Source organism: Streptomyces hygroscopicus subsp. hygroscopicus (genome assembly GCF_030269125.1).
Lineage (GTDB): Bacteria > Actinomycetota > Actinomycetes > Streptomycetales > Streptomycetaceae > Streptomyces > Streptomyces hygroscopicus_C.
This window is the reverse complement of sequence record NZ_BSSM01000028.1, coordinates 60,875-82,075: the sequence shown is the minus strand read 5'-3', so window position 1 is coordinate 82,075 and position 21,201 is coordinate 60,875. Positions and strand designations below refer to the sequence as shown.

19 protein-coding genes are annotated in these 21,201 nt (G+C 71.5%); 7 read left to right on the top strand and 12 right to left on the bottom strand.

The features are described from left to right. Nucleotides 1-14 precede the first annotated feature (14 nt). Nucleotides 15-638 (top strand): TetR/AcrR family transcriptional regulator, encoded by a 624-nt coding sequence (locus tag QSK45_RS37195; RefSeq protein ID WP_285563381.1) that lies wholly within the window; start codon nt 15-17, stop codon nt 636-638. Between the two features lie 95 nt (nt 639-733). Here QSK45_RS37195 and QSK45_RS37190 read toward each other — a convergent pair whose 3' ends face one another. After that, nucleotides 734-2,110, bottom strand: coding sequence for a cation:dicarboxylate symporter family transporter (locus QSK45_RS37190; protein WP_285563380.1), 1,377 nt, complete (start codon nt 2,108-2,110; stop codon nt 734-736). Between the two features lie 153 nt (nt 2,111-2,263). On the opposite strand from QSK45_RS37190, the gene QSK45_RS37185 reads away from it, so the two are divergent. Both QSK45_RS37185 and QSK45_RS37180 read left to right on the top strand, forming a co-directional pair. Then, nucleotides 2,264-3,955 (top strand): sensor histidine kinase, encoded by a 1,692-nt coding sequence (locus QSK45_RS37185; RefSeq protein ID WP_285563379.1) that lies wholly within the window; start codon nt 2,264-2,266, stop codon nt 3,953-3,955. Beyond that, on the top strand, nt 3,952-4,635 hold the full coding sequence (locus QSK45_RS37180; protein WP_285563378.1) for a response regulator: 684 nt from the start codon (nt 3,952-3,954) through the stop codon (nt 4,633-4,635). Before QSK45_RS37185 ends, QSK45_RS37180 begins: the two co-directional genes overlap by 4 nt. 565 nt (nt 4,636-5,200) lie before the next feature. Here the strand turns inward: QSK45_RS37180 and QSK45_RS37175 are convergent. Both QSK45_RS37175 and QSK45_RS37170 read right to left on the bottom strand, forming a co-directional pair. After that, entirely contained in the window at nt 5,201-5,578 is a 378-nt protein-coding gene (locus QSK45_RS37175) for a nuclear transport factor 2 family protein (protein WP_285563377.1), read from the bottom strand. A gap of 81 nt (nt 5,579-5,659) precedes the next feature. Further along, a complete protein-coding gene (locus QSK45_RS37170; protein WP_285563376.1) occupies nt 5,660-6,685 on the bottom strand; it encodes an ATP-dependent 6-phosphofructokinase in 1,026 nt (341 codons plus the stop codon). Nucleotides 6,686-6,896: 211 nt separating this feature from the next. On the opposite strand from QSK45_RS37170, the gene pta reads away from it, so the two are divergent. From pta to pyk, 3 genes are all read left to right on the top strand, one after another. Next, the gene (gene pta / locus QSK45_RS37165; RefSeq protein WP_285563375.1) at nt 6,897-8,996 is read left to right on the top strand and encodes a phosphate acetyltransferase; all 2,100 of its coding nucleotides are present in this window, start codon (nt 6,897-6,899) and stop codon (nt 8,994-8,996) included. Continuing rightward, entirely contained in the window at nt 8,993-10,201 is a 1,209-nt protein-coding gene (locus QSK45_RS37160) for an acetate kinase (RefSeq protein ID WP_285563374.1), read from the top strand. Before pta ends, QSK45_RS37160 begins: the two co-directional genes overlap by 4 nt. Before the next feature lie 84 nt (nt 10,202-10,285). After that, on the top strand, nt 10,286-11,710 hold the full coding sequence (pyk, locus tag QSK45_RS37155; RefSeq protein ID WP_285563373.1) for a pyruvate kinase: 1,425 nt from the start codon (nt 10,286-10,288) through the stop codon (nt 11,708-11,710). Nucleotides 11,711-11,809: 99 nt separating this feature from the next. On the opposite strand, the gene QSK45_RS37150 is transcribed toward pyk, so the two are convergent. The 4 genes from QSK45_RS37150 to QSK45_RS37135 all read right to left on the bottom strand — a co-directional run bounded on the left by QSK45_RS37150 (nt 11,810) and on the right by QSK45_RS37135 (nt 16,062). After that, nucleotides 11,810-13,162 (bottom strand): hypothetical protein, encoded by a 1,353-nt coding sequence (locus QSK45_RS37150; RefSeq protein ID WP_285563372.1) that lies wholly within the window; start codon nt 13,160-13,162, stop codon nt 11,810-11,812. Then, nucleotides 13,152-13,712: a DUF6114 domain-containing protein gene (locus tag QSK45_RS37145; RefSeq protein ID WP_285563371.1), complete on the bottom strand. Its 561-nt coding sequence runs from the start codon at nt 13,710-13,712 to the stop codon at nt 13,152-13,154. The genes QSK45_RS37150 and QSK45_RS37145 overlap by 11 nt, the downstream gene beginning before the upstream one ends. 116 nt (nt 13,713-13,828) lie before the next feature. After that, nucleotides 13,829-14,461, bottom strand: coding sequence for a DUF6230 family protein (locus QSK45_RS37140; protein ID WP_285563370.1), 633 nt, complete (start codon nt 14,459-14,461; stop codon nt 13,829-13,831). Between the two features lie 623 nt (nt 14,462-15,084). After that, a complete protein-coding gene (locus QSK45_RS37135) occupies nt 15,085-16,062 on the bottom strand; it encodes a tetratricopeptide repeat protein (protein WP_285563369.1) in 978 nt (325 codons plus the stop codon). A gap of 222 nt (nt 16,063-16,284) precedes the next feature. Here QSK45_RS37135 and QSK45_RS37130 point away from each other — a divergent pair, with 222 nt between their 5' ends. Next, the gene (locus QSK45_RS37130; RefSeq protein ID WP_285563368.1) at nt 16,285-16,902 is read left to right on the top strand and encodes a TetR/AcrR family transcriptional regulator; all 618 of its coding nucleotides are present in this window, start codon (nt 16,285-16,287) and stop codon (nt 16,900-16,902) included. 33 nt (nt 16,903-16,935) lie between these two features. Here QSK45_RS37130 and icmA read toward each other — a convergent pair whose 3' ends face one another. The 5 genes from icmA to QSK45_RS37105 form a co-directional block, all read right to left on the bottom strand. Continuing rightward, complete coding sequence (icmA, locus tag QSK45_RS37125) at nt 16,936-18,672, bottom strand: coenzyme B12-dependent isobutyryl-CoA mutase large subunit (protein ID WP_285563367.1); 1,737 nt, start codon at nt 18,670-18,672, stop codon at nt 16,936-16,938. A gap of 96 nt (nt 18,673-18,768) precedes the next feature. Then, on the bottom strand, nt 18,769-19,107 hold the full coding sequence (locus tag QSK45_RS37120) for a DUF3817 domain-containing protein (RefSeq protein ID WP_285563366.1): 339 nt from the start codon (nt 19,105-19,107) through the stop codon (nt 18,769-18,771). Nucleotides 19,108-19,150: 43 nt separating this feature from the next. Continuing rightward, nucleotides 19,151-19,660, bottom strand: coding sequence for a MarR family winged helix-turn-helix transcriptional regulator (locus QSK45_RS37115; RefSeq protein ID WP_285563365.1), 510 nt, complete (start codon nt 19,658-19,660; stop codon nt 19,151-19,153). A 44-nt stretch (nt 19,661-19,704) separates the two neighbouring features. Then, the gene (locus QSK45_RS37110; RefSeq protein ID WP_285563364.1) at nt 19,705-20,397 is read right to left on the bottom strand and encodes a TetR/AcrR family transcriptional regulator; all 693 of its coding nucleotides are present in this window, start codon (nt 20,395-20,397) and stop codon (nt 19,705-19,707) included. Next, a complete protein-coding gene (locus QSK45_RS37105) occupies nt 20,394-21,158 on the bottom strand; it encodes a hypothetical protein (protein ID WP_285563363.1) in 765 nt (254 codons plus the stop codon). Before QSK45_RS37105 ends, QSK45_RS37110 begins: the two co-directional genes overlap by 4 nt. Nucleotides 21,159-21,201: the final 43 nt, after the last annotated feature.

The following is a 21,201-nucleotide window of genomic DNA, read 5'->3' as shown; positions in this document are numbered from 1 at the left end:
AGAGGACGTGCAGAATGGCTGCCATGACCACCGGTAACCCCAGCCGCGCCGACGCCAACCGGCGCCGCATCCTCGACGTCGCCCTCGCCGAGCTGCTGCGCGACCCGGACGCCTCGATGGACCAGATCGCGCGCGCCGCCGGAGTCGTACGACGGACCGTGTACGGCCACTTCCCCAGCCGCGAGGCGCTGATCAGCACCCTCACCGACGAGGCGGTGCAGGCGCTGGCCGACGCGGACGCGGCGGTGCGCACGGGGGTGACGGACCCGGCGGAGGCGCTCGCCCGCTCGGTGCTCGCGCTCTGGGCGACCGCCGACCGCTACCGGCTGCTGATCGCCCTGGCCCAGCGCACGGTCACCGTCCAGGGCATCCGCGAACGCCTCGCCCCGCTCCGCGCGGCCAAGGTCAGGCTGCTCCAGCAGGGCCTGGACGAGGGGGTGTTCACCTCGCCGCTGCCCGCGCCCGCGCTCGCCTACGTGCACGAGCAGACCGTCTTCGCGGTCATGGAGGCGGTCAACGACGGCCTGCTGGCAGCACAGGAGGCGGGCCGCTCCGCCGCGGTCACCATCCTGACCACGGCGGGCGTACCCGCCTCGGCGGCCACCGCGCTGGTGGCCGAGGTGAGTTCGGACATGTAGTCCGGAAACGGCCGGACGCCCGGCCCCGGTTCAGGCGGGGCCGGGCATCCGGAGAAGGGGGTGGGGCCGGGCCTTGGCCGGCCAATGGGGTGGGACTACGCCTTGGCCAGCCTCTCCTCGCGCGGCTCGGGGACCTCGGCCACCGTACCCGCCGCGGCGTCCATCGCCGTCTCCTCGAACGGCAGTTCCCCCGCGAGCACCTTCCGCACCCGCTCGTCGTCGATCTCCTTGGTCCACGTCCCCACGAGCACCGTGGCGACCGCGTTGCCCGCGAAGTTCGTCAGCGCCCGCGCCTCGCTCATGAAGCGGTCGATGCCGACGATGAGGCCGACGCCGTCCACCAGCGCGGGCTTGTGCGACTGGAGGCCGCCGGCCAGCGTGGCGAGGCCCGCGCCGCTGACGCCCGCCGCGCCCTTCGACGCGAGCAGCAGGAACAGCAGCAGCGGAATCTGCTCGCCGACCGACATCGGCGTGCCCAGCGCGTCCGCGATGTACAGCGACGCCATGGTCATGTAGATCATCGTGCCGTCGAGGTTGAAGGAGTACCCGGTCGGCACGGTGATGCCGACGACCGGCTTGCTGACGCCGAGGTGCTCCATCTTCGCGATCAGACGCGGCAGCGCGGACTCGGAGGAGGACGTGGACAGGATCAGCAGGAACTCGCGGGCGAGGTACTTGCACAGGGAGAAGACGTTCACCCCGGCGACGATCCGCAGCACCGCGCCGAGCACCACGAAGACGAACAGCACGCAGGTGACGTAGAAACCGAGCATCAGCACGGCGAGGCTCTTCAGCGCGTCCAGGCCGGCCGAACCGGTGACCGCGGCGATCGCTCCGAAGGCGCCGACCGGCGCGGCCCACATGACCATGGACAGGATGCGGAAGACGAGCCGCTGGATGTGCTCGACGCCGCGCAGCACCGGCTGCCCGACCGGGCCCATGGCCTGGAGCGCGAATCCGGCGAGCAGGGCGACCAGGAGCGTCTGCAGCACCTGGCCCTCGGTGAAGGCGGAGACGAAGGTCTGGGGGATGATCGACAGGACGAAGTCGACGGGCGGCAGCGCCTCGCTGCTGACCTGGGCGTGTCCGGTCTGCTTGAGGGCGTCCGTCAGATGGAGTCCGGCGCCGGGGTGCAGCACGTTGCCGACGACGAGCCCGATGGCGAGGGCCACCAGCGACATCACGAGGAAGTAGCCGAGGGCGATGCCGCCGACGGCGCCCACCTTGGCGGCCTTGCGCACCGATCCGATCCCGAGCACGATCGTGCAGAAGATGATCGGTGAGATCATCATCTTGATCAGGTTGACGAACCCGGTGCCCAGCGGCTTGAGCTGGACCGCGGCATCCGGCCAGATGAGGCCGACCGCGATGCCGAGCACGACGGCCACGATGACGGCGATGTACAGGTAATGGGTCCGGTCCCGCCGGGCGCGGGGTGCGGCAGGTGCCGTATCGGGACTGGTGGCGGCCACGGCTGCCCTCCTTGACGTCTTCGTCGGTGCACAACCGGCGTGCGGCTCACGTCCGGGCGATGCTGGGAACGCGGTGACTATCTCCCGTCCTGTGAGGGCGGTCACCCTTGCGTTCATTTAGTTCACGCGTGAACCGGGGGCACACTGGCTGACATGCGCCTCCCGTCCATGACCCGCCCTCGCAGCCTGGCGGGCCAGCTGTTCGCCATGCAGGCGGTGCTCATAGCGGTGGTCGTGGCCGGATACGCGCTGTTCACCTACGTCAGCGACCGGCGGCAGGCCGAGGACGCGGCCGCCCGGCAGGCCACCGCGGTGGCCCGGTCGATCGCCGACTCCCCCACGGTCCGTACGGCGATCCGCACCCCGGACCCGAGCGCGCTCCTGGAGCCTTACGCCCTGAAGGTCACCCGCGACACCAACGTCGACTTCATCACGATCATGACCCCGGCCGGGGTCCGCTGGACGCACCCCGACCCGCGGCAGATCGGCAAGCGCTTCCTCGGCACCACGGCCCCCGCGCGCCGGGGCCGCACCTTCACCGAGACCTACACCGGCACCCTCGGCCCCTCGGTGCGCACGGTGACCCCGGTCACGGACGGCGGCCGGATCGTCGGCCTGGTCAGCGCGGGGATCACCGTGGACCGGATCAGCGAGCGGCTCCAGGACCAGGTCTCGGCGCTGTTCGGGGTGGCCGGCGGGGCGCTGCTGCTGGGGGCGGTGGGCACCTACGTCATCAACGCCCGGCTGCGCCGCCACACCCACGACATGAACGCCACCGAGCTGAGCCGGATGCACGACTACCACCAGGCGGCGCTGCACGCGGTGCGCGAGGGGCTGCTCATGCTGGACGGGCAGTACCGGGTGGCGCTCATCAACGACGGCGGCCGGGACCTGCTCGGGGTCGGCGAGGAGGACGAGGTCGTGGGCCGGTCGGTGGCCGAACTGGCGCTGCCGGCCCCGCTGACGGGCGCGCTGCTGTCGTCGCGGCCCCGGGTGGACGAGGTGCACCTGACCGCGTCCCGGGTGCTGGTGGTCAACACCTCCCCGGTCTCCGGCGGCGAACACCGGGGTACGGTCGCCACCCTGCGTGACGTCACCGAACTCCAGTCGCTGATGGGCGAGCTGGACACGGAGCGGGGTTTCAGCCAGGCGCTGCGCTCGCAGGCGCACGAGGCGGCGAACCGGCTGCACACCGTGGTCTCACTGATCGAACTGGGCCGGGCCGAGGAGGCGGTGGAGTTCGCCACGGCCGAACTGGAGCTGGCGCAGGCGCTGACCGACCAGGTCGTGGCGGCGGTGAGCGAGCCGGTCCTCGCCGCGCTGCTGCTGGGCAAGACCTCGCAGGCCAACGAGCGGGGCGTGGAGCTGGTGGTGTCGCCGGACAGCCGGCTGGACGACGGTCTGCTGCCGGGCGAACTGCCCGCGCGGGACCTGGTGACCATCCTCGGCAATCTGATCGACAACGCGGTGGACGCGGCACAGGGCAGCGCGCGGGCGCGGGTGACCGTGACGGCGTACGCCTCGGAGGCCCGGGACGTCCCGGTCGTCCCGGACGGCTCCGCCTCGGCCGCGGACCCCTCGGCCCCCGAGCTGGTGCTGCGCGTCGCCGACACCGGCCCCGGCGTCGACCCCGCCCACGCCGACCTGGTCTTCCAGCGGGGGTTCACGACCAAACCGGCCGGGCCTGGCGGGCGGGGGCTCGGCCTCGCCCTCGTACGGCAGGCGGTGGCCCGGCACGCGGGCACGCTCACCGTGCGGGACGACGCCGGTGACGGCGGCGCGGTGTTCGAGGTGCGGCTGCCGCTGCGCACGGCGCCGGTGCCGGCCGAGGGCGGTGTCGTGTGACGGACCCGATCAGAGTGCTGGTGGTGGAGGACGACCCGGTCGCCGCCGACGCGCACGAGCTGTACGTGGGCCGGGTGCCGGGCTTCGCCGCGGTCGCCAAGGCCCGCACGGGCGCGGAGGCGCGGCGGGTCCTGGAGCGCACGGAGGTGGACCTGCTCCTCCTCGATCTCCACCTGCCCGATGTGCACGGGCTTCAGTTCGCGCGCACGCTGCGGGCCTCGGGCCATCACGCGGACGTGATCGCGGTGACCTCGGCCCGTGATCTGGCGATGGTGCGCGAGGGGGTCTCGCTGGGTGTCGTGCAGTACGTGCTCAAGCCGTTCACCTTCGCCACGCTGCGCGACCGGCTCGTGCGCTACGCCGAGTTCCGGGGTGCGGCGGGCGAGGCGAGCGGGCAGGACGAGGTGGACCGGGCGCTCGCGGTGCTCCGGGCGCCCGCGCCCGCCTCGCTGCCCAAGGGGCTCAGCGGGCCGACGCTCCAGCGCGTGACCGGCGCGCTGCGCGGGGCGGCCGACGGACTCACCGCGGCCGGGGTCGCCGAGGCCGTGGGCATATCGCGGATCACCGGCCGCCGCTACCTGGAGCACCTGGTGGACACCGGCCGGGCCGCGCGCAGTCCGCTGTACGGCCAGGTGGGACGGCCCGAACTGGTCTACCGGTGGGTGTCCCGGACGCACTGACCCCGCGGTGACCGCCGACTTCCTTTCCCCGCACACGGATTGGGCCGGCCGATCGCAAGTGGCCGGACCGGGGGCGGTTCATCGACGCGGCGAAGGCGGCGGCCCGGGGGCAGGACGGGAAGACGTACGGCGTCCCGAACGGCACCGGCACCCGCGGACTCCGGTTCCACGAGCGGGATACTCGACCCCGGTGATCCTGCTGTACGTCCTGGTCTCCCGCCGCCCGGGGAACGGCTGTGCGCCGGGGGGGCGGTCAAGGGGTGACGGACCGCAAGGGACGCGACCGTACGTTCGGACAGCCCGCGGTGCCGCCGAAACGGCCCGTGGCCCCTGGTGGCACCGCCCCTGCCTCGTGCGGGGTGGCCCCACGGCGGCCGGAGCCGCCGGATGTCGTGCCCGTCCGGGCCGGGAGGCGAGGCTCGCCGTGCTGCCACGCGCCGCGCCGGCCGCGCCGCAGCGAAAAGGGCAACCGCGGGGGCGGACGCTCCCTCAGCACCGCAGCCTGACCGACTGCGAACCGAGCGCCGAAGGAAGCGAGTTCAGGAGAAGAACAGCGGCAGACGACTCAGGAGGCGGACGGCTCGATCTCCCCCGCGAAGACGATGACCTGGTCGATGAGGCTCCGCCGCAGGTGGACGACGTCCGTTCCCGCCAGCCGGGGGCCTCCGTCCGGCGTGGTGAAGACCCACTGGTACCGGGCCCACTCGTCAGGCATGTCCACCGCCGAGCAGCGCACCATCGTGCCGGTCCCCGCCGGGTGACGCCGGATGTCCAGCACGAACCGCTCGACCGCCGCGATTCCTTCGACGCGGCCCAACGGCCCCCAGAAGACCACGTCTGAGGTCAGGGCCTGGGAGAGAAGGGCAGTCACGTAGTTGTCGTCCGAGGCGTTGAACGCGGAGATGAACGTGTCGATCGCGGAGCGTGCGGTCTCTTCCTGCATGCCCCAGTAATACCAGCCCTTTGGCGTGCGCTCGCCCCGCGAGCCGCCTTCCGGTCACGGTGAACCATCCCGGTCACCGCACTAGAAGACCGACTCCGCCTCGTCCATCCGGTCCTTCGGGACCGTCTTCAGCTCGGTGACCGCTTCCGCGAGCGGGACCATCCGGATGTCGGTGCCGCGCAGGGCGGTCATGTTGCCGAACTCGCCGCGGTGGGCGGCTTCGACGGCGTGCCAGCCGAAACGGGTGGCGAGGACGCGGTCGTAGGCGGTGGGGACGCCGCCGCGCTGGACGTGACCGAGGATCACCGGCTTGGCCTCCTTGCCGAGGCGGCGCTCCAACTCGTAGGCGAGCGCGGTGCCGATGCCCTGGAAGCGCTCGTGGCCGTACTGGTCGATCTCGCCCTTGCCGTAGTCCATGGTGCCCTCGGCGGGGTGCGCGCCCTCGGCGACGCATATCACGGCGAACTTCTTGCCGCGCGCGAACCGCTCCTCGACCATCTTGACCAGGTCCGCGGGGTCGAAGGGCCGCTCGGGCAGGCAGATGCCGTGCGCGCCGGCGGCCATGCCGGACTCCAGCGCGATCCAGCCCGCGTGCCGGCCCATGACCTCGACCACCATCACCCGCTGGTGGGACTCGGCCGTGGTCTTGAGGCGGTCCATCGCCTCGGTGGCCACGCCGACCGCGGTGTCGAAGCCGAAGGTGCGGTCCGTGGAGGAGATGTCGTTGTCGATCGTCTTGGGCACGCCGACGACCGGGAGGCCGGCGTCGGACAGCATCCGGGCCGCCGTCAGCGTGCCCTCGCCGCCGATCGGGACCAGCGCGTCGATGCCGAACTCCTCGGCCATGTCGGTGGCCCGCTCGCATGCCTCGCGCAGCCGGTCCCGCTCCAGGCGGGAGGAGCCGAGTACGGTGCCGCCCCGGGCCAGGATGCCGCTGACGGCGTCCAGGTCGAGGGTGCGGTAGTGGCGGTCGAGCAGTCCCCGGTAGCCGTCCTCGAATCCGATGACCTCGTCGCCGTACTGCGTCACCGCGCGGTGCACGACCGAACGGATCACGGCGTTCAGGCCGGGGCAATCGCCGCCTGCGGTGAGAACTCCGATGCGCATCGTGCTGTTTCTCCTGCTCGCTGTCTCGTCCGTGCGTGAGCCTCCTCCGATTGTTTCACGTTCGCCGGAAGGGCCGGGATCCTGACGGGCGCCTTATCCCGGCCGAGGGGTACTGTCAAGAGGGTTCTGCTCACCTGGGTGGGCGATTTTTATGCCGACGACGATGTTTGTGCCGATCATGCGGCAGAGGCGACAGGAACGGAGTGCACACGTGACGCGCAGCGTGTACGTGACCGGCATCGACCGCGGTGACGGCCGCCAGGTCGTGGAGCTGGGGGTCATGGAACTCCTGACCCGGCAGGTCGACCGGGTGGGCGTCTTCCGCCCGCTCGTGCACGACGGCCCCGACCGGATGTTCGAGCTGCTGCGGGCACGCTACCGCCTCGCGCAGGACCCGGCGACCGTCTACGGCATGGACTACCGGACGGCCTCCGCCCTCCAGGCCGAACAGGGCACCGACGAACTGGTCTCCGCCCTCGTGGACCGCTTCCACCTGCTGGCCCTCGACTACGACGTGGTCCTCGTCCTCGGCACCGACTTCGCCGCCACCCAGCTCCCCGACGAGCTGGCCCTCAACGCCCGCCTCGCCAACGAGTTCGGGGCCCCGGTGCTCCCGGTCGTCGGCGGCCGGGACCAGAACGCCGAGTCGGTGCGCGCGGAGGTCCGCAACGCCTACCGCGCCTACCACGGCCTCGGCTGCGACGTCCTCGCCATGATCGCCAACCGGGTGGCCCGCGAGGACCGCGACGAGATCGCCGAGCGGCTCACCTCCCGGCTGCCGGTGCCCTGCTACGTGCTGCCCGACGAGCCCGCCCTGTCCGCGCCGACCATCGCCCAGATCGCGCAGGCCCTGGACGCGAAGGTGCTGCTCGGTGACGACTCGGGGCTCGCCCGGGACGCCCTCGGCTTCGTCTTCGGCGGCGCCATGCTGCCGAACCTGCTGACCGCGCTGACCCCGGGCTGCGTCGTCATCACCCCCGGCGACCGCGCCGATCTGGTCGTGGGCGCGCTGGCCGCGCACAGCGCCGGCACCCCGCCGATCGCCGGCATGCTGCTCACCCTGGACGAGGTGCCGAGCAAGGAGATCCTCACGCTGGCCGCCCGGCTCGCCCCGGGCACCCCGGTCCTGTCGGTGCGCGGGAACAGCTTCCCCACCGCCGAGCGGCTGTTCTCCCTGGAGGGCCGGATGACGGCCGCCACCCCGCGCAAGGCGGAGACCGCGCTCGGCCTGTTCGAACGCCATGTCGACACCGCGGAGCTGGCGAGCCTCGTCTCGGCGACCAGCGGCGACCGTGTCACCCCGATGATGTTCGAGCACAAGCTCCTCGAACAGGCCCGCGCCGACCGCCGCCGGGTCGTGCTCCCGGAGGGTACCGAGGAGCGGGTGCTGCACGCGGCCGAGGTGCTGACACGCCGGGGCGTGTGCGACCTGACGCTGCTGGGCCCCCCGGCGCAGATCCGCAAGAAGGCCGCGGACCTGGGCATCGACCTCGGCGACACCCAGCTGATCGACCCGGCCACCTCCGAGCTGCGCGACGGCTTCGCCGAGAGGTACGCGGCGCTGCGCGCCCACAAGGGCGTCACGGTGGAGCTGGCGTACGACGTCGTCACGGACGTGAACTACTTCGGCACCCTGATGGTCGAGGAGGGCCTCGCCGACGGCATGGTCTCCGGCTCGGTGCACTCCACGGCGGCCACCATCCGCCCGGCCTTCGAGATCATCAAGACCCGGCCCGAGGCCTCGATCGTCTCCTCGGTGTTCTTCATGTGCCTGGCCGACAGGGTCCTGGTCTACGGCGACTGCGCGGTCAACCCCGATCCCGACGCCGAGCAGCTGGCGGACATCGCCATCCAGTCGGCCGGTACGGCGGCCCGGTTCGGGGTGGAGCCGCGGATCGCGATGCTGTCGTACTCCACCGGCACCTCGGGCACGGGCGCCGACGTCGACAAGGTGCGCGCGGCCACCGAGCTGGTGCGCGCCCGCAGGCCCGACCTGAAGATCGAGGGGCCGATCCAGTACGACGCCGCCGTGGAACCCACCGTCGCCGCGACCAAGCTGCCGGGCTCCGAGGTCGCCGGGCAGGCCACCGTGCTGATCTTCCCGGACCTCAACACCGGCAACAACACCTACAAGGCCGTGCAGCGCTCGGCCGGCGCGATCGCCGTGGGACCGGTCCTCCAGGGCCTGCGCAAGCCGGTCAACGACCTGTCCCGGGGCGCCTTGGTGACGGACATCGTGACGACCGTCGCGATCACGGCGATCCAGGCCCAGACCTCCGCAGACCGAGCAGAAAGCGTGCCCGCACCGTGACCGCGACCCGTGTCCTCGTCCTCAACTCCGGCTCCTCGTCGCTGAAGTACCAGCTGCTCGACATGCGCGACGCGAGCCGGCTCGCCGTCGGGCTGGTCGAGCGGATCGGCGAGCAGACGTCCCGGCTCAAGCACACCTGCGTGAGCACCGGTGAGACGCGCGAGCAGAACGGCCCGATCGCCGACCACGACGCCGCGCTCAAGGCGGTCGCCGTGGAGCTGGCCCGCGACGGCGTCGGCCTCGACTCGCCGGACCTGCTCGCGATCGGGCACCGGGTGGTGCACGGCGGGATGTTCTTCACCGAGCCCACGGTCGTCGACGACGGCGTGATCACCGAGATCGAGCGGCTGATCCCGGTCGCCCCGCTGCACAACCCGGCCAACCTGACCGGCATCCGCACCGCCCGAGCGCTGCGCCCCGACCTGCCGCAGGTCGCCGTGTTCGACACCGCCTTCCACACCACCATGCCGGAGTCGACGGCGCGCTACGCGATCGACCCGAGGCTCGCCGACCGCTACCGGGTGCGCCGCTACGGCTTCCACGGCACCTCCCACGCCTACGTCTCGCGCAGGACGGCGCGGCTGCTGGGCAAGGAGCCCTCCGAGGTCAACGTGATCGTGCTGCACCTCGGCAACGGCGCCTCGGCGTCGGCGGTGGAGAAGGGCCGGTGCGTGGACACCTCCATGGGGCTGACACCTTTGGAGGGGCTGGTGATGGGTACGCGCTCCGGTGATCTGGATCCGGCCGTCATCTTCCATTTGGCGCGGGTTGGCGGAATGTCCATGGACGAGATCGACACTCTCCTCAACAAGAGGAGCGGCTTGTTCGGTCTGTGCGGGGACAACGACATGCGCGAGATCCGCCGCCGGATCGACGAGGGCGACCGGGAAGCCGCTCTCGCCTTCGACATTTACATTCACCGGCTCAAAAAGTACATCGGCGCTTATTACGCCGTGCTCGGGAAGGTGGACGCGATCGCGTTCACCGCCGGGGTCGGCGAGAACGCGGCGGCCGTGCGCCAGGCGGCGATCGCGGGCCTGGAGGGGCTGGGCGCGCTGGTCGATCCGGAGCTGAACGGCGCCCGCGGTGACGAGGCCCGGCTGATTTCGCCCCCGTCCGCGCGGGTGGCCGTGGCCGTGGTGCCGACGGATGAAGAACTGGAGATCGCGACGCAGACCTACGCACTGGTCGGAAAGAGCAATTGAGCAGCACCTGAGCAGGACGCCTCTCATTTGTATCTTCCGCCAGACGGAATATTCCGTAGCGAAACAAACCGATAGGATCGCCCCATGCGCCGTTCGAAAATCGTCTGTACTCTCGGCCCCGCGGTCGACTCCCACGAGAAGCTCGTCGCCATGATCGAGGCGGGCATGAACGTGGCCCGCTTCAACTTCAGCCATGGCTCCCACGCCGAGCACCAGGCGCGGTACGACCGCGTCCGGGCCGCGTCCAAGGAGACCGGCCGGCCCATCGGCGTCCTCGCCGACCTCCAGGGCCCGAAGATCCGTCTGGAGACCTTCGCCGAGGGCCCGGTCGAGCTCGAGCGCGGTGACGAGTTCGTCATCACCACCGAGGACGTGCCCGGCGACCGGCACATCTGCGGGACGACGTACAAGGGGCTGCCGGGCGACGTCTCGCGCGGCGACCAGATCCTGATCAACGACGGCAACGTCGAGCTGAAGGTCGTGGACGTGGAGGGCCCCCGGGTCCGGACGATCGTGATCGAGGGCGGCGTCGTCTCCGACCACAAGGGCATCAACCTGCCCGGCGCGGCCGTCAACGTGCCGGCGCTGAGCGAGAAGGACGTCGAGGACCTGCGCTTCGCGCTGCGCATGGGCTGCGACATGGTCGCGCTGTCCTTCGTGCGGGACGCCAAGGACGTCCAGGACGTGCACCGCGTCATGGACGAGGAGGGCCGCCGGGTCCCGGTCATCGCCAAGGTGGAGAAGCCGCAGGCGGTGGAGAACATGCAGGACGTCGTCGCGGCGTTCGACGCCGTGATGGTGGCCCGCGGCGACCTCGCGGTGGAGTACCCGCTCGAGAAGGTCCCGATGGTGCAGAAGCGCCTGATCGAGCTGTGCCGGCGCAACGCCAAGCCGGTGATCGTGGCGACCCAGATGATGGAGTCGATGATCACCAACTCCCGCCCGACCCGCGCCGAGGCCTCCGACGTGGCCAACGCGATCCTGGACGGCGCCGACGCGGTGATGCTGTCCGCCGAGTCCTCGGTGGGCGCCTACCCGATCGAGACGGTCAAGACGATGTCGAAGATCGTCCAGGCCGCGGAGCAGGAGCTGCTGTCCAAGGGCCTTCAGCCGCTGGTGCCGGGCAAGAAGCCGCGCACGCAGGGCGGTTCGGTGGCCCGCGCGGCCTGCGAGATCGCCGACTTCCTCGGCGGCCGGGGCCTGGTCGCGTTCACCAAGTCCGGTGACACCGCGCGCCGCCTCTCGCGCTACCGCGCCGCCCAGCCGATCCTCGCCTTCACCACCGAGGAGGCCACCCGCAACCAGCTCACGCTGAGCTGGGGCGTGGAGCCGCACGTGGTGCCGTTCGTGGACACCACCGACGACATGGTCGACCAGGTGGACCAGGAGCTGGCCCGGCTGAGCCGCTTCGAGCCGGGCGCCACCGTGGTCATCACGGCCGGCTCGCCCCCCGGCGTCCCGGGCACCACCAACATGATCCGGGTGCACCACCTGGGCAGCGACAACTGACCCACCCCGCACGGACCTCGTAACGGCGCTGAGGGCGCCCCCTGCGAACAGGGGGCGCCCTCTGCGGTGTTGCGGCTCCCGGAAGGGTCTGGGGACCGGTCAGCCGGTCGTGTACACGTGCATCCCGGGCACGTGCAGGGTGCCGCCGAACTGGGCCGCCTGGGTCACCTTCACGTTGGTGAAGTAGATCAGCGGGAGGTTCAGCGGCGGCGGGCTGTCGGGGCTGAACGTCATGGGGATCAGCCCGAACAGGTTGCCCGAGATCTCCTCGGTGTACATCACGGTCTTGCCGTCGCGGATGGTCGACGTCGAGCCCTTGGACGCCTGGACGTGGTACGTCTTGCCGGACAACGAGTCGTGCACCGTCTGGTGCAGGTCGCCGATGTCCGTGCCGTCGGAGACGACGTACTTCAGCGCCTTCTTGGTGGTGCCGTTCGCCGTCCTCACCTCCACGACGCCCTGGTAGTCGGCGCCCTTGAGCAGCAGCGAACTGGCCTGGAGGTACCAGGGGTCGTCCGCCACCGGCACCGGGTTGTCGACGCCGCCCTGATCGGTGGTGGCCGCGGGGCAGTCCTGTGCCGAGGGGCTCGTGCTCGTGGACGGGCTCGTGGACGGGCTCGGGGTCGCCGAGTCCGCCGTGTCCTTGACCGTCTTGCCCGCGTCGCCGACCGTCTTGGAGACCGTTCCGGTGGTGTTCTTCACCGTGTCCCCGACCGTGTCGGCGGTCTTGGACGTCGTGTCCTTGACGGTGTCGGCCGACTGCGTGCCGGACGACGACGTGGAGCCGGTGGCGGACGGCGAGGGGGTCGCCGTGGGCGTGGCGCTCGCGGACGGCGCGGCGGTGGTGTCCTTCTGGCCACCGGTGAGGATGGTGCCCAGGGTGTCGCCGATGGTGCCGAGCAGTCCGCCGCCGCTGCTCTGGCTCGGCGAGGTGCTCGGCGTCGTCGTACCCGAACCCGAGTCCGAGCCAGAGCCCGAGCCGGAGGACCCGGACGTCTCGGTCGGCTTCGGCGCGGTCTTGCCCGCGGAGCCCGAGCCCGAATCCGTGGACGTCGAGGAACCCGACGTGTCCTTCGTGGCGTCCCCGCTCGGCGAGGCCGAAGGCGAGGGCGTCGCGGTGGACTTGTCCGCCGAGGCCGACGGCGACGGCGAGGCCGAGGGGTCCTTGGCGCCGTCCAGCGCCTTGACGCAGTCCTTGTACTCGTCGGCCGTCAGGCTCTTGGCCGTGGGCGAGGGGGCCGGGCTGCCGCCGTTGCCCGCCGCGAGGGCGAGCGTGGAGGTGAAGCCCATGCCCATGAGCACGGCCGTCGGCATCGCCACAGTGGCTATCGCCTTGCCGGCCGGCATGTGGAACCTGGTGAACAGCGGCTTTCTGGGGGCCGCGTGGCGGGGTCCGGTTCTCCCGCGGGACTCGTCCGCATCACTCCCGCGGCTCACCTCGTCAGCCGGCACTGTGCCTCCCGTTCGCCCCGTTGGCCGGGCTCGTTCCTGACAGGTCGTTCGGCTCGTACATGCCGTCCGTGCCCTGGCCGGGCAGCGGCGCGGCCTCGGGTGCGCCGCTCGCGCCCGGGGCGGCCTCGTCGGCCTGCGGCTCCGCGAGGCCGGGCTCGCCCGGTGCCCACGCCACGGCCATCGCTCCGCCGACGAGGGAGAAGAGGAAGCCGAGGACGAAGCCACCGAAGTTGGAGACGGGCAGGGACACCAGTGCCAGCAGGATCGCGGCGACTCCCGCGAAGGTGCGTACATGCTTCTGGAACCAGAGGCTGATGCCCAGCACGACGAGCAGCACACCGATGATCAGGGATCCCGCTCCCGCGGTGGTCGCCATCGCCAGCGTGAGGTGTCCCAGCTGGAGGTGGGCGTACGGGAAGTACATGATCGGAAAGCCGCCGAGCAGGACGAACAGTCCGGCCCAGAACGGACGCGTGCCCCGCCAGGCGCGGAACTGCTGCCTCCGGTGGTGGAACTGGCCGGGGTCGGCGGCAGGGGTCTCGGCGCTCATGGAAAACAGCTCCCTGGTGCGGCGTTGCTGTGGTGATGACGTGTGCCGCGTGTGAAGACGCGGCGGGTGTGGCGCGGGCGGGGGCGCCATCGGCTCCCCCGCCCGTCACCGAGTGCCTAGTAGCACTCGTGCGTGCCCGCCTGCACGGACATGTGCAGGCCACTGAGCTTGAAGGTGCCGGCCGTGGTCGCCCACGCCGTCTGCTTCACGCCGGTCAGCGTGGCCGAGTCGGCCTGCTGCGCGAAGCCGAACGGGTTCGCCTGCTCCTTCCCACCCTTCATACCCGGACCCTTGGCGGCGTCCTTGGCGGCAACACCGATGTCGATGTTCTTGAAGGTGGCGTCGGCGCTGAGGTCGTCGAGGTCGATGTACAGCTGGCTGGCCTCGACCGGCTTGTCCGCGCCCGCCTTCAGCACGAGGCTCACCGAGCCCAGCACCGGGATGTTCGGCGTGACGACCGACTGGCACATGTTCGTGATCTCGGCGGAGTTGAACCCCGAGACCGCGACCGGGTGGACGGTCTGGTCACCACTGAGGGTGTAGCCGTTGTCGAGCGCGCCGTACTGCTCGAAGCCCTGGCCGACCAGCTTGTCGGCGGTCACCTTGAAGGACTGACCGGACACGCTGAACGAGGCGGCCAGCGCACCCTGAGCGAGGGCGACACCTATACACGCCGTGGCGGCGACGCTGGGCACCATGACCACAGCGAACCGCTTCCATCTGGTCCCGCCACGCACCTGGGACTCCATATTTCCTCCTTCTCGGACGTACATCTCCTGGCCCGGAGTCGCCCACGGACGGCGGCTCAGCCGGGCAGGGATGGGAGAAGTGCTACGTCCTCGGGAAGGAGAGCGCCCGTACTCGCAGGCGCGTTACGCACCTGATCCACCGGCGATCACCCCCGAGCGACAACCACTGGTCGCGCCTGACACACATCACGCACAACCTTGCTGGACAGGCTTCGCCGACCGGCGAAGACCCCCCTGCCCAAGAGCCGGCGCCACTGCCGCCGGCTCTGCTCGGTGGGGACCCAGAGTCTCCCTCGCCCCGACCGGATGCCGGGGTACGGGAATGGACCGAGCGTCGCCGATCGTGGTGCATTCCGGCCGACTGCACAAGGGGGTTCGTTACTGGCTAGTAACGGCCGGATAACCAAGGCACGACCGGGTGATCCCGGAGCGCGACACTCGGTTGCATCGCTGGGCAGAACAAAGCCGTTGATCCCTGTACGAAACCAGACAGATCAACGGCCTTGATTTACTCGGAGTAACAGCCGCTCCGATTACCAAGATTTGGTAAAGCGGAGCGGCCTCAACGCCTTGTCGGCAAACCTCTCACCCCGGCGTCACAGGCCGTGGCGTCGAGCGACTGGTCAGAAGAGCGCCCGCGCGAGCGCCCGGCGCGCGCCGATCACCCGCGGATCGTCGGGGCCCACGACCTCGAACAACTCGAGGAGCCGGCGGCGCACCGTGTCCCGGTCCTCACCCACCGTGCGCTGCACGGTCTCGATCAACCGCCCGAAGGCGTCCTCGACATGACCGCCCACCAGGTCCAGGTCGGCGGCGGCGATCTGCGCGGCCACGTCCTTCGGCTGCTCGGCCGCCTCCCGGCGCACCCTCTGCGGGTCCATGCCCCGCACCCGGCGCAGCAACTCGGCCTGCGCGAGGCCGAGTTGGGCCTCGGGGTGGGCCGGGTCGTCGGCCAGCACGTTCTGGTAGGCGCGCACCGCGCCGTCCAGGTCGCCGGCGTCCAGCGCCTCGGCGGCCGCGTTCAGGAGGGCGTCGTACGGGCCCACCGGCGCCTCGGCACCGGCACCGGCGGCGCCGCCCGGCCGGGCGTCCGGGTCGACCGTCAGACCGGTCAGACCGAAGCGCTGCTCGGCGACCTGCACCAGCTGGTCGAGGGTCCCCCGGATCTGCTCCTCGGTGGCCGCGCCCTGGAACAGGGGCAGTGCCTGCCCCGCCACGACGGCGAACACCGCCGGGATGCCCTGCACCCCGAACTGCTGCATCAGCATCTGGTTGGCGTCGACGTCGATCTTGGCGAGGAGGAAGCGTCCGTCGTACTCGACGGCCAGCCGCTCCAGGACCGGGCTCAGCTGCTTGCAGGGCTGACACCACTCGGCCCAGAAGTCGATGACGACGGGCACCTCGGCGGAGCGCTGGAGGACCTCCCGCTCGAAGCCCGCCTCATCGACGTCGATGACGAGATCGGCCGGGGAGACGGCGCCGGTGCCGCCCTGCCGGGCCGCCTCCGCGCGCGCCTGCTCGGCCTTGGCCTTGGCCTCCTGGGCCGCCTTCACCGCGGCGAGGTCGACCACGCCGCTCATGGACATGTTCCGTGGCTGCATGCGTCTATCCTCCCCCGTACCGGCGTCTGAAAGAAAAAAGCGTCGATGTCCGGCGCCGGGTCCCCACCCTCGCCGTGTTGTCACACGCCCGCGTACGTCCGTCGCGAGCTTTCGCTACGACCCGTAGCGTAATGGCAATGAGCGGTCACGCGACACCGCATCCCGGTGATCTCCCTCACGACACATCAGAACCGGCCGCTACCGGCCGGTTATGGTCGGGGAATGCAGAGCCGCACCCCCGCCGGCCGTCCCGGGCGCCCGCGCAGCGCCGCCGCGGACGCCGCGATCCTGGCCGCGACCCGGGAAGCGCTGGTGGAACTGGGCTGGTCCAAGCTCACACTCCAGGACGTGGCGACACGTGCCGGGGTCGCGAAGACCACCCTCTACCGCCGCTGGGCCGGCAAGAACGAGCTGGTCGTCGACGCCGTCGCGGAACTCTTCGACGAGCTGCGGCTGCCCGACGCGGGCAGCCTGGCCGCGGACATCGAGGGCGTGGTCCTCCAGTTCGCGGCGCTCCTGGACCGCCCCGAGTGCCGCAGCGGCCTCATGGGCGTGGTCGCCGAGTCGACCCGCGACGCACCCCTGCGCGAACGCATCCGCGTCTCGGTCGTGGAGCGCCAGAAACGGCTGGTCGTCGAGGGCCGGGCCCGCGCCCAGGCCCGTGGTGAACTCCCGCCCGAGGCCGACCCGGAGGAGACCGCCCGCACCGTCGACCTCACCTTCGACATGGTCGCCGGCGCCGTCGTCCACCGCACCCTGGTCAGCGGCAAGCCGGCGGACGAGACGTGGGTGCGCGGCTTCACCAAGGTGCTGCTGCTGGGGCTCGCGGCGCCCGCCTGAGGCCCCGGGGCCCGCCGAGCCCGCGCGGGGCCGTCAGAATCCCGCGGGCTCCGTGTACTCCCCCCACTCCTCGCGCAGCACCCCGCAGATCTCACCCAGGGTCGCCTCCGCGCGGACCGCGGCCAGCATCGGCTCGATCATGCCGGAACCGTCGCGGGCCGCGGTGAGCAGCGCGTCGAGGGCGGTGCGTACGGCCGCCCCGTCCCGCGCCGCCCTGCGCTCCCGCAGGATCCGCACCTGCGCGCGCTCCACCTCGTGGCTCACGCGCAGGATCTCCAGTTCGCCGGTGACGGAACCGGTGTGCGCGTTGACGCCCACCACCTTCTTCTCGCCCTTCTCCAGAGCCCGCTGGTAGCGGAAGGCGGACTCGGCGATCTCGCCGGTGAACCAGCCGTCCTCGATCCCGCGCAGGATCCCGGAGGTGATCGGCCCGACGGGATGCCGCCCGTCCGGATGCGCGGCCAGCCCCCGCTCCCTGATCCGCTCGAAGACCTTCTCCGCGTCCGCCTCGATCCGGTCCGTCAGCTGCTCGACGTACCACGAACCCCCCAGCGGGTCCGCCACATGGGCCACACCGGTCTCCTCCATCAGCACCTGCTGGGTGCGCAGCGCGATCTCCGCGGCCTGCTCGCTGGGCAGCGCCAGGGTCTCGTCCAGGGCGTTGGTGTGCAGCGAGTTGGTGCCGCCGAGCACCGCGGCCAGCGCCTCGACGGCGGTGCGGACCACGTTGTTGTACGGCTGCTGCGCGGTCAGCGAGACCCCGGCGGTCTGCGTGTGGAACCGCAGCCACTGCGCCTTCTCGGTCCGCGCGCCGTACACGTCCCGCATCCAGCGCGCCCAGATGCGCCGGGCGGCGCGGAACTTGGCGATCTCCTCGAAGAAGTCGACATGGGCGTCGAAGAAGAACGACAGGCCGGGCGCGAACACGTCGACGTCCAGGCCCCGGCTCCTGCCCAGCTCGACGTACCCGAAGCCGTCCGCGAGCGTGTACGCCAGCTCCTGCGCGGCCGTCGCCCCGGCCTCGCGGATGTGGTAGCCGGAGACGGACAGCGGCTTGTAGGCGGGGATGCCGGCCGCGCAGTACTCCATGAGGTCGCCGATCAGGCGCAGATGCGGCTCCGGCCCGAAGAGCCACTCCTTCTGCGCGATGTACTCCTTGAAGATGTCGGTCTGGAGCGTGCCGTTGAGAACCGACGGGTCCACGCCCTGCCGCTCGGCGGCGACCAGGTACATGCAGAAGACGGGCACGGCGGGCCCGCTGATCGTCATGGAGGTGGTGACCTCCCCGAGCGGGATGTCCTTGAACAGGACCTCCATGTCGGCGGCCGAGTCGATCGCGACCCCGCAGTGGCCGACCTCGCCGAGCGAGCGGGGATCGTCGGAGTCGCGGCCCATCAGCGTGGGCATGTCGAACGCCACGGAGAGACCGCCGCCGCCCGCGGCGAGGATCATCTTGTAGCGCTCGTTGGTCTGCTCGGCGTTCCCGAACCCGGCGAACTGCCGGATGGTCCAGGTGCGACCGCGGTAGCCGGTCGAGTGGAGCCCCCGCGTGAACGGGTACTCCCCCGGCCAGCCGATCCGCTCGAATCCCTCGTACGTGTCCCCGGGCCGCGGACCGTAGACGGGCTCCACGGGATCCCCGGAGAGCGTCGAGCGGGTCCAGTCCCCGGCGGGCCGCGCCCCCGGGGCCCCGGCGGCGTCACGCGTCCGCGCGGCGTCGTATCGGGCCTGCCAGCGCCGGCGGCCCTCCTCGATGGCGTGAGCGTCCATACCATCGAATTTACTTGGACGTCCTAGTAAATGTCGACGGCAGAGCCGCCGTACGGGTGCCGTACGGCGGCTACGGCCCGAGGGCCGCGGCGGGGCCTACGCCTCGGCGACGGCCGGGGTCCGGCCGGCGATCCTGCCGTCCAGCTCGTGGCTGATCTTCCGCTCCACGAAGAACGCGGCGGTCGGGATGGTGCCCGCGAGCAGCACCCACAGCTGCTTGCCGACCGGCCACTTCGCCTTGGAGCCCAGATCGAAGGCGAAGACCAGGTAGACGACGTACAGCCATCCGTGGGCGATGGCGACGACGCGGGTCACGTCGGCCGCGCCGCTGATGTCCAGCCCGTACTTCGCGATCATGCTCAGGCACAGCAGCACCAGCAGGACACCGGTCGTGTAGGCCATGACGCGGTAGCGGGTCAGCACGCTCTTCTTCATGGAGTCGAGCGTAACCACCCGTTCCGGGAGATCTTGGCCGGGGTCACCCCTCGTCGAAGTCGTGCGCCGCGATCCGCAGCGGGCGGAACATCGCGAAGATCTCCCGGCACTCCTCGGCGTCGTACGCCCCGAGGCCGAAGTCCATGGCCATGAGGTCGCGGGAGGCCGCGTCGACCACCTCGCGGCCCTTGTCGGTGATCACGGCGAGCGTGCCGCGGCCGTCGTTCGGGTTCGGCCGCTTGGCGACGAGGCCGGACCTCACCAGCCGGTCGACGGTGTTCGTCACGGACGTGGGGTGCACCATCAGCCGCTCGCCGATCTTGGACATCGGCAGCTCACCGGCCTTGGAGAAGGTGAGCAGCACCAGCGCCTCGTAGCGGGCGAACGTCAGCCCGTACGGCTTGACCACCGCGTCCACCTCGGCGAGCAGGATCTGCTGGGCCCGCATGATCGAGGTGATCGCGGCCATGGAGGGCACGTTTCCCCAGCGCTGCTGCCACAGCTCGTCGGCGCGGGCGATGGGGTCGAACGGGAGGCTGAGTGGCTTCGGCACGTCATCAGACCCTACCCGCCGGTCATATGCCGGTCAGCTCCGTCTCACTTTTCGGCCGCGGGAGCGCCTCCCGGCGAGGGCGCCCCGGCCGACCGCCCCGCCCGCCGCAGCCTGTGCCGCACGGCCCGCTGCGCCACAGGACCCAGCTCCTCCAGCGCGCCCACCAGCACCGCGAGTTGATCGAGCGCGTCGAGCGCCGCCCGCGCCCCCGCCTCGTCGACCCCCTCGTACAGCTCGATCCCCACGAACGACGCGGCCACCGTCCGCGCGAGCCCGGCCGGGTCCACGAACTCGGCGAACGGCGTCGCCGCGAGCAGCCGCCCGAGCACCTGCTCGATCTCGGCGATCCACAGCCGCAGCCCCGCCGCGGTGGCGGGCCCGAGCGCCGCGTGGGTCGGGGCGCCGGCGAGCAGCTGGCCGAGGAGGGCGACATGACCGCCGTCCCGCTCGTGCTCATGGATCTCGCGGCCGACGGCGAGCAGCTCGGACAGGGAGGTCACCGCGGCGAGCCGCGCGCGGTACCGGGCGACGGTCCGCTCCGCGCCGTACCGGCAGGCCGCCGCGAGCAGCTCGTCCACCGTGCCGAAGTGGTAGAAGACCAGCGCCTGGTTGACGCCGGCCGCCGCGGCCACCGTACGGGCCGAGGTCTTGGCGATGCCCTGCTCGGTGAGCGTGCGCAGGGCGCCCTCCAGCAGCTTGGTCTTGGTCTCCCTGGACTTCGCCGTCTCGGGGCTCACGCGGGCGCCTCCGCACGTTTCTGGAGGGTGCGCAGCAGCCGCGGCGCCCGGGTCTGGGTGGCGGGAGCGCGCAGGCAGCGGCGGGCGGCGGGGGTGCACTCGAGCGGCGACTTGAACAGGGCGAGGCAGACCGCGGCGAGCAGCAGCACCGGGCAGAGGTAGGCCATGGCGGCGGCGAACGGCCCGAACACGCGCAGCAGCTGCTCCTGGCGCAGTCCGCCGAGGCACACGGTGAGCAGCAGGGCCCGTACGGCGATCTCGGCGAGCCAGTTGCGCAGGGCGCGCTCGGGGGTGATGCCGCGCTCCAGCCAGAGCCTCAGCCGGTCGAAGGACCAGGCGGTGGCCCAGTCGAGCAGCGGGCGGACCAGGACGCGGTCGGCCGCGGCGCCGAGGGCTCCGCCGCGGGAGCGGTAGTCGTAACCGGTGAGGAAGCGCACGCCCTGCTCGTCGGGGACGTAGCGCCAGTAGCCGCCACCCTCGGCGATCAGGCCGAGGGGGTGGGTGGAGGAGAAGCACAGGGCGGAGGCGCGGGTGCCGTCGGGGCGTTCCTTCTCGCCCGCCGAGACGCCGGTGCCGGACAGGGTGAGGAACGGGGGCAGACGCGCGGTGAAGCGGAAGGGACGCGGCTCGCCCGGGGCGCTCGGCAGGTGGCGCAGCTCGGTGACGAGCAGGTACCAGCGGCGGTGCAGGACGGGGTCCTGGGTGTGCGCCCACAGGCGGTCGAGGTCGGCGCGTATGTGTGTCTCCGTATAGAGACCCATGGTGTTCCCCCACGTCAGGCCGCTGTTTGAGCGACCGCTCAAA

Coding starts and splice junctions, on each gene's coding strand:
- QSK45_RS37195 (WP_285563381.1), top strand. CDS start 15: ATGGCTGCCATGACCACCGGTAACCCCAGCCGCGCCGACGCCAACCGG.
- QSK45_RS37185 (WP_285563379.1), top strand. CDS start 2,264: ATGCGCCTCCCGTCCATGACCCGCCCTCGCAGCCTGGCGGGCCAGCTG.
- QSK45_RS37175 (WP_285563377.1), bottom strand. CDS start 5,578: ATGCAGGAAGAGACCGCACGCTCCGCGATCGACACGTTCATCTCCGCG.
- QSK45_RS37170 (WP_285563376.1), bottom strand. CDS start 6,685: ATGCGCATCGGAGTTCTCACCGCAGGCGGCGATTGCCCCGGCCTGAAC.
- pyk (WP_285563373.1), top strand. CDS start 10,286: ATGCGCCGTTCGAAAATCGTCTGTACTCTCGGCCCCGCGGTCGACTCC.
- QSK45_RS37145 (WP_285563371.1), bottom strand. CDS start 13,712: ATGAGCGCCGAGACCCCTGCCGCCGACCCCGGCCAGTTCCACCACCGG.
- QSK45_RS37140 (WP_285563370.1), bottom strand. CDS start 14,461: ATGGAGTCCCAGGTGCGTGGCGGGACCAGATGGAAGCGGTTCGCTGTG.
- QSK45_RS37135 (WP_285563369.1), bottom strand. CDS start 16,062: ATGCAGCCACGGAACATGTCCATGAGCGGCGTGGTCGACCTCGCCGCG.
- QSK45_RS37130 (WP_285563368.1), top strand. CDS start 16,285: ATGCAGAGCCGCACCCCCGCCGGCCGTCCCGGGCGCCCGCGCAGCGCC.
- icmA (WP_285563367.1), bottom strand. CDS start 18,672: ATGGACGCTCACGCCATCGAGGAGGGCCGCCGGCGCTGGCAGGCCCGA.
- QSK45_RS37120 (WP_285563366.1), bottom strand. CDS start 19,107: ATGAAGAAGAGCGTGCTGACCCGCTACCGCGTCATGGCCTACACGACC.
- QSK45_RS37105 (WP_285563363.1), bottom strand. CDS start 21,158: ATGGGTCTCTATACGGAGACACACATACGCGCCGACCTCGACCGCCTG.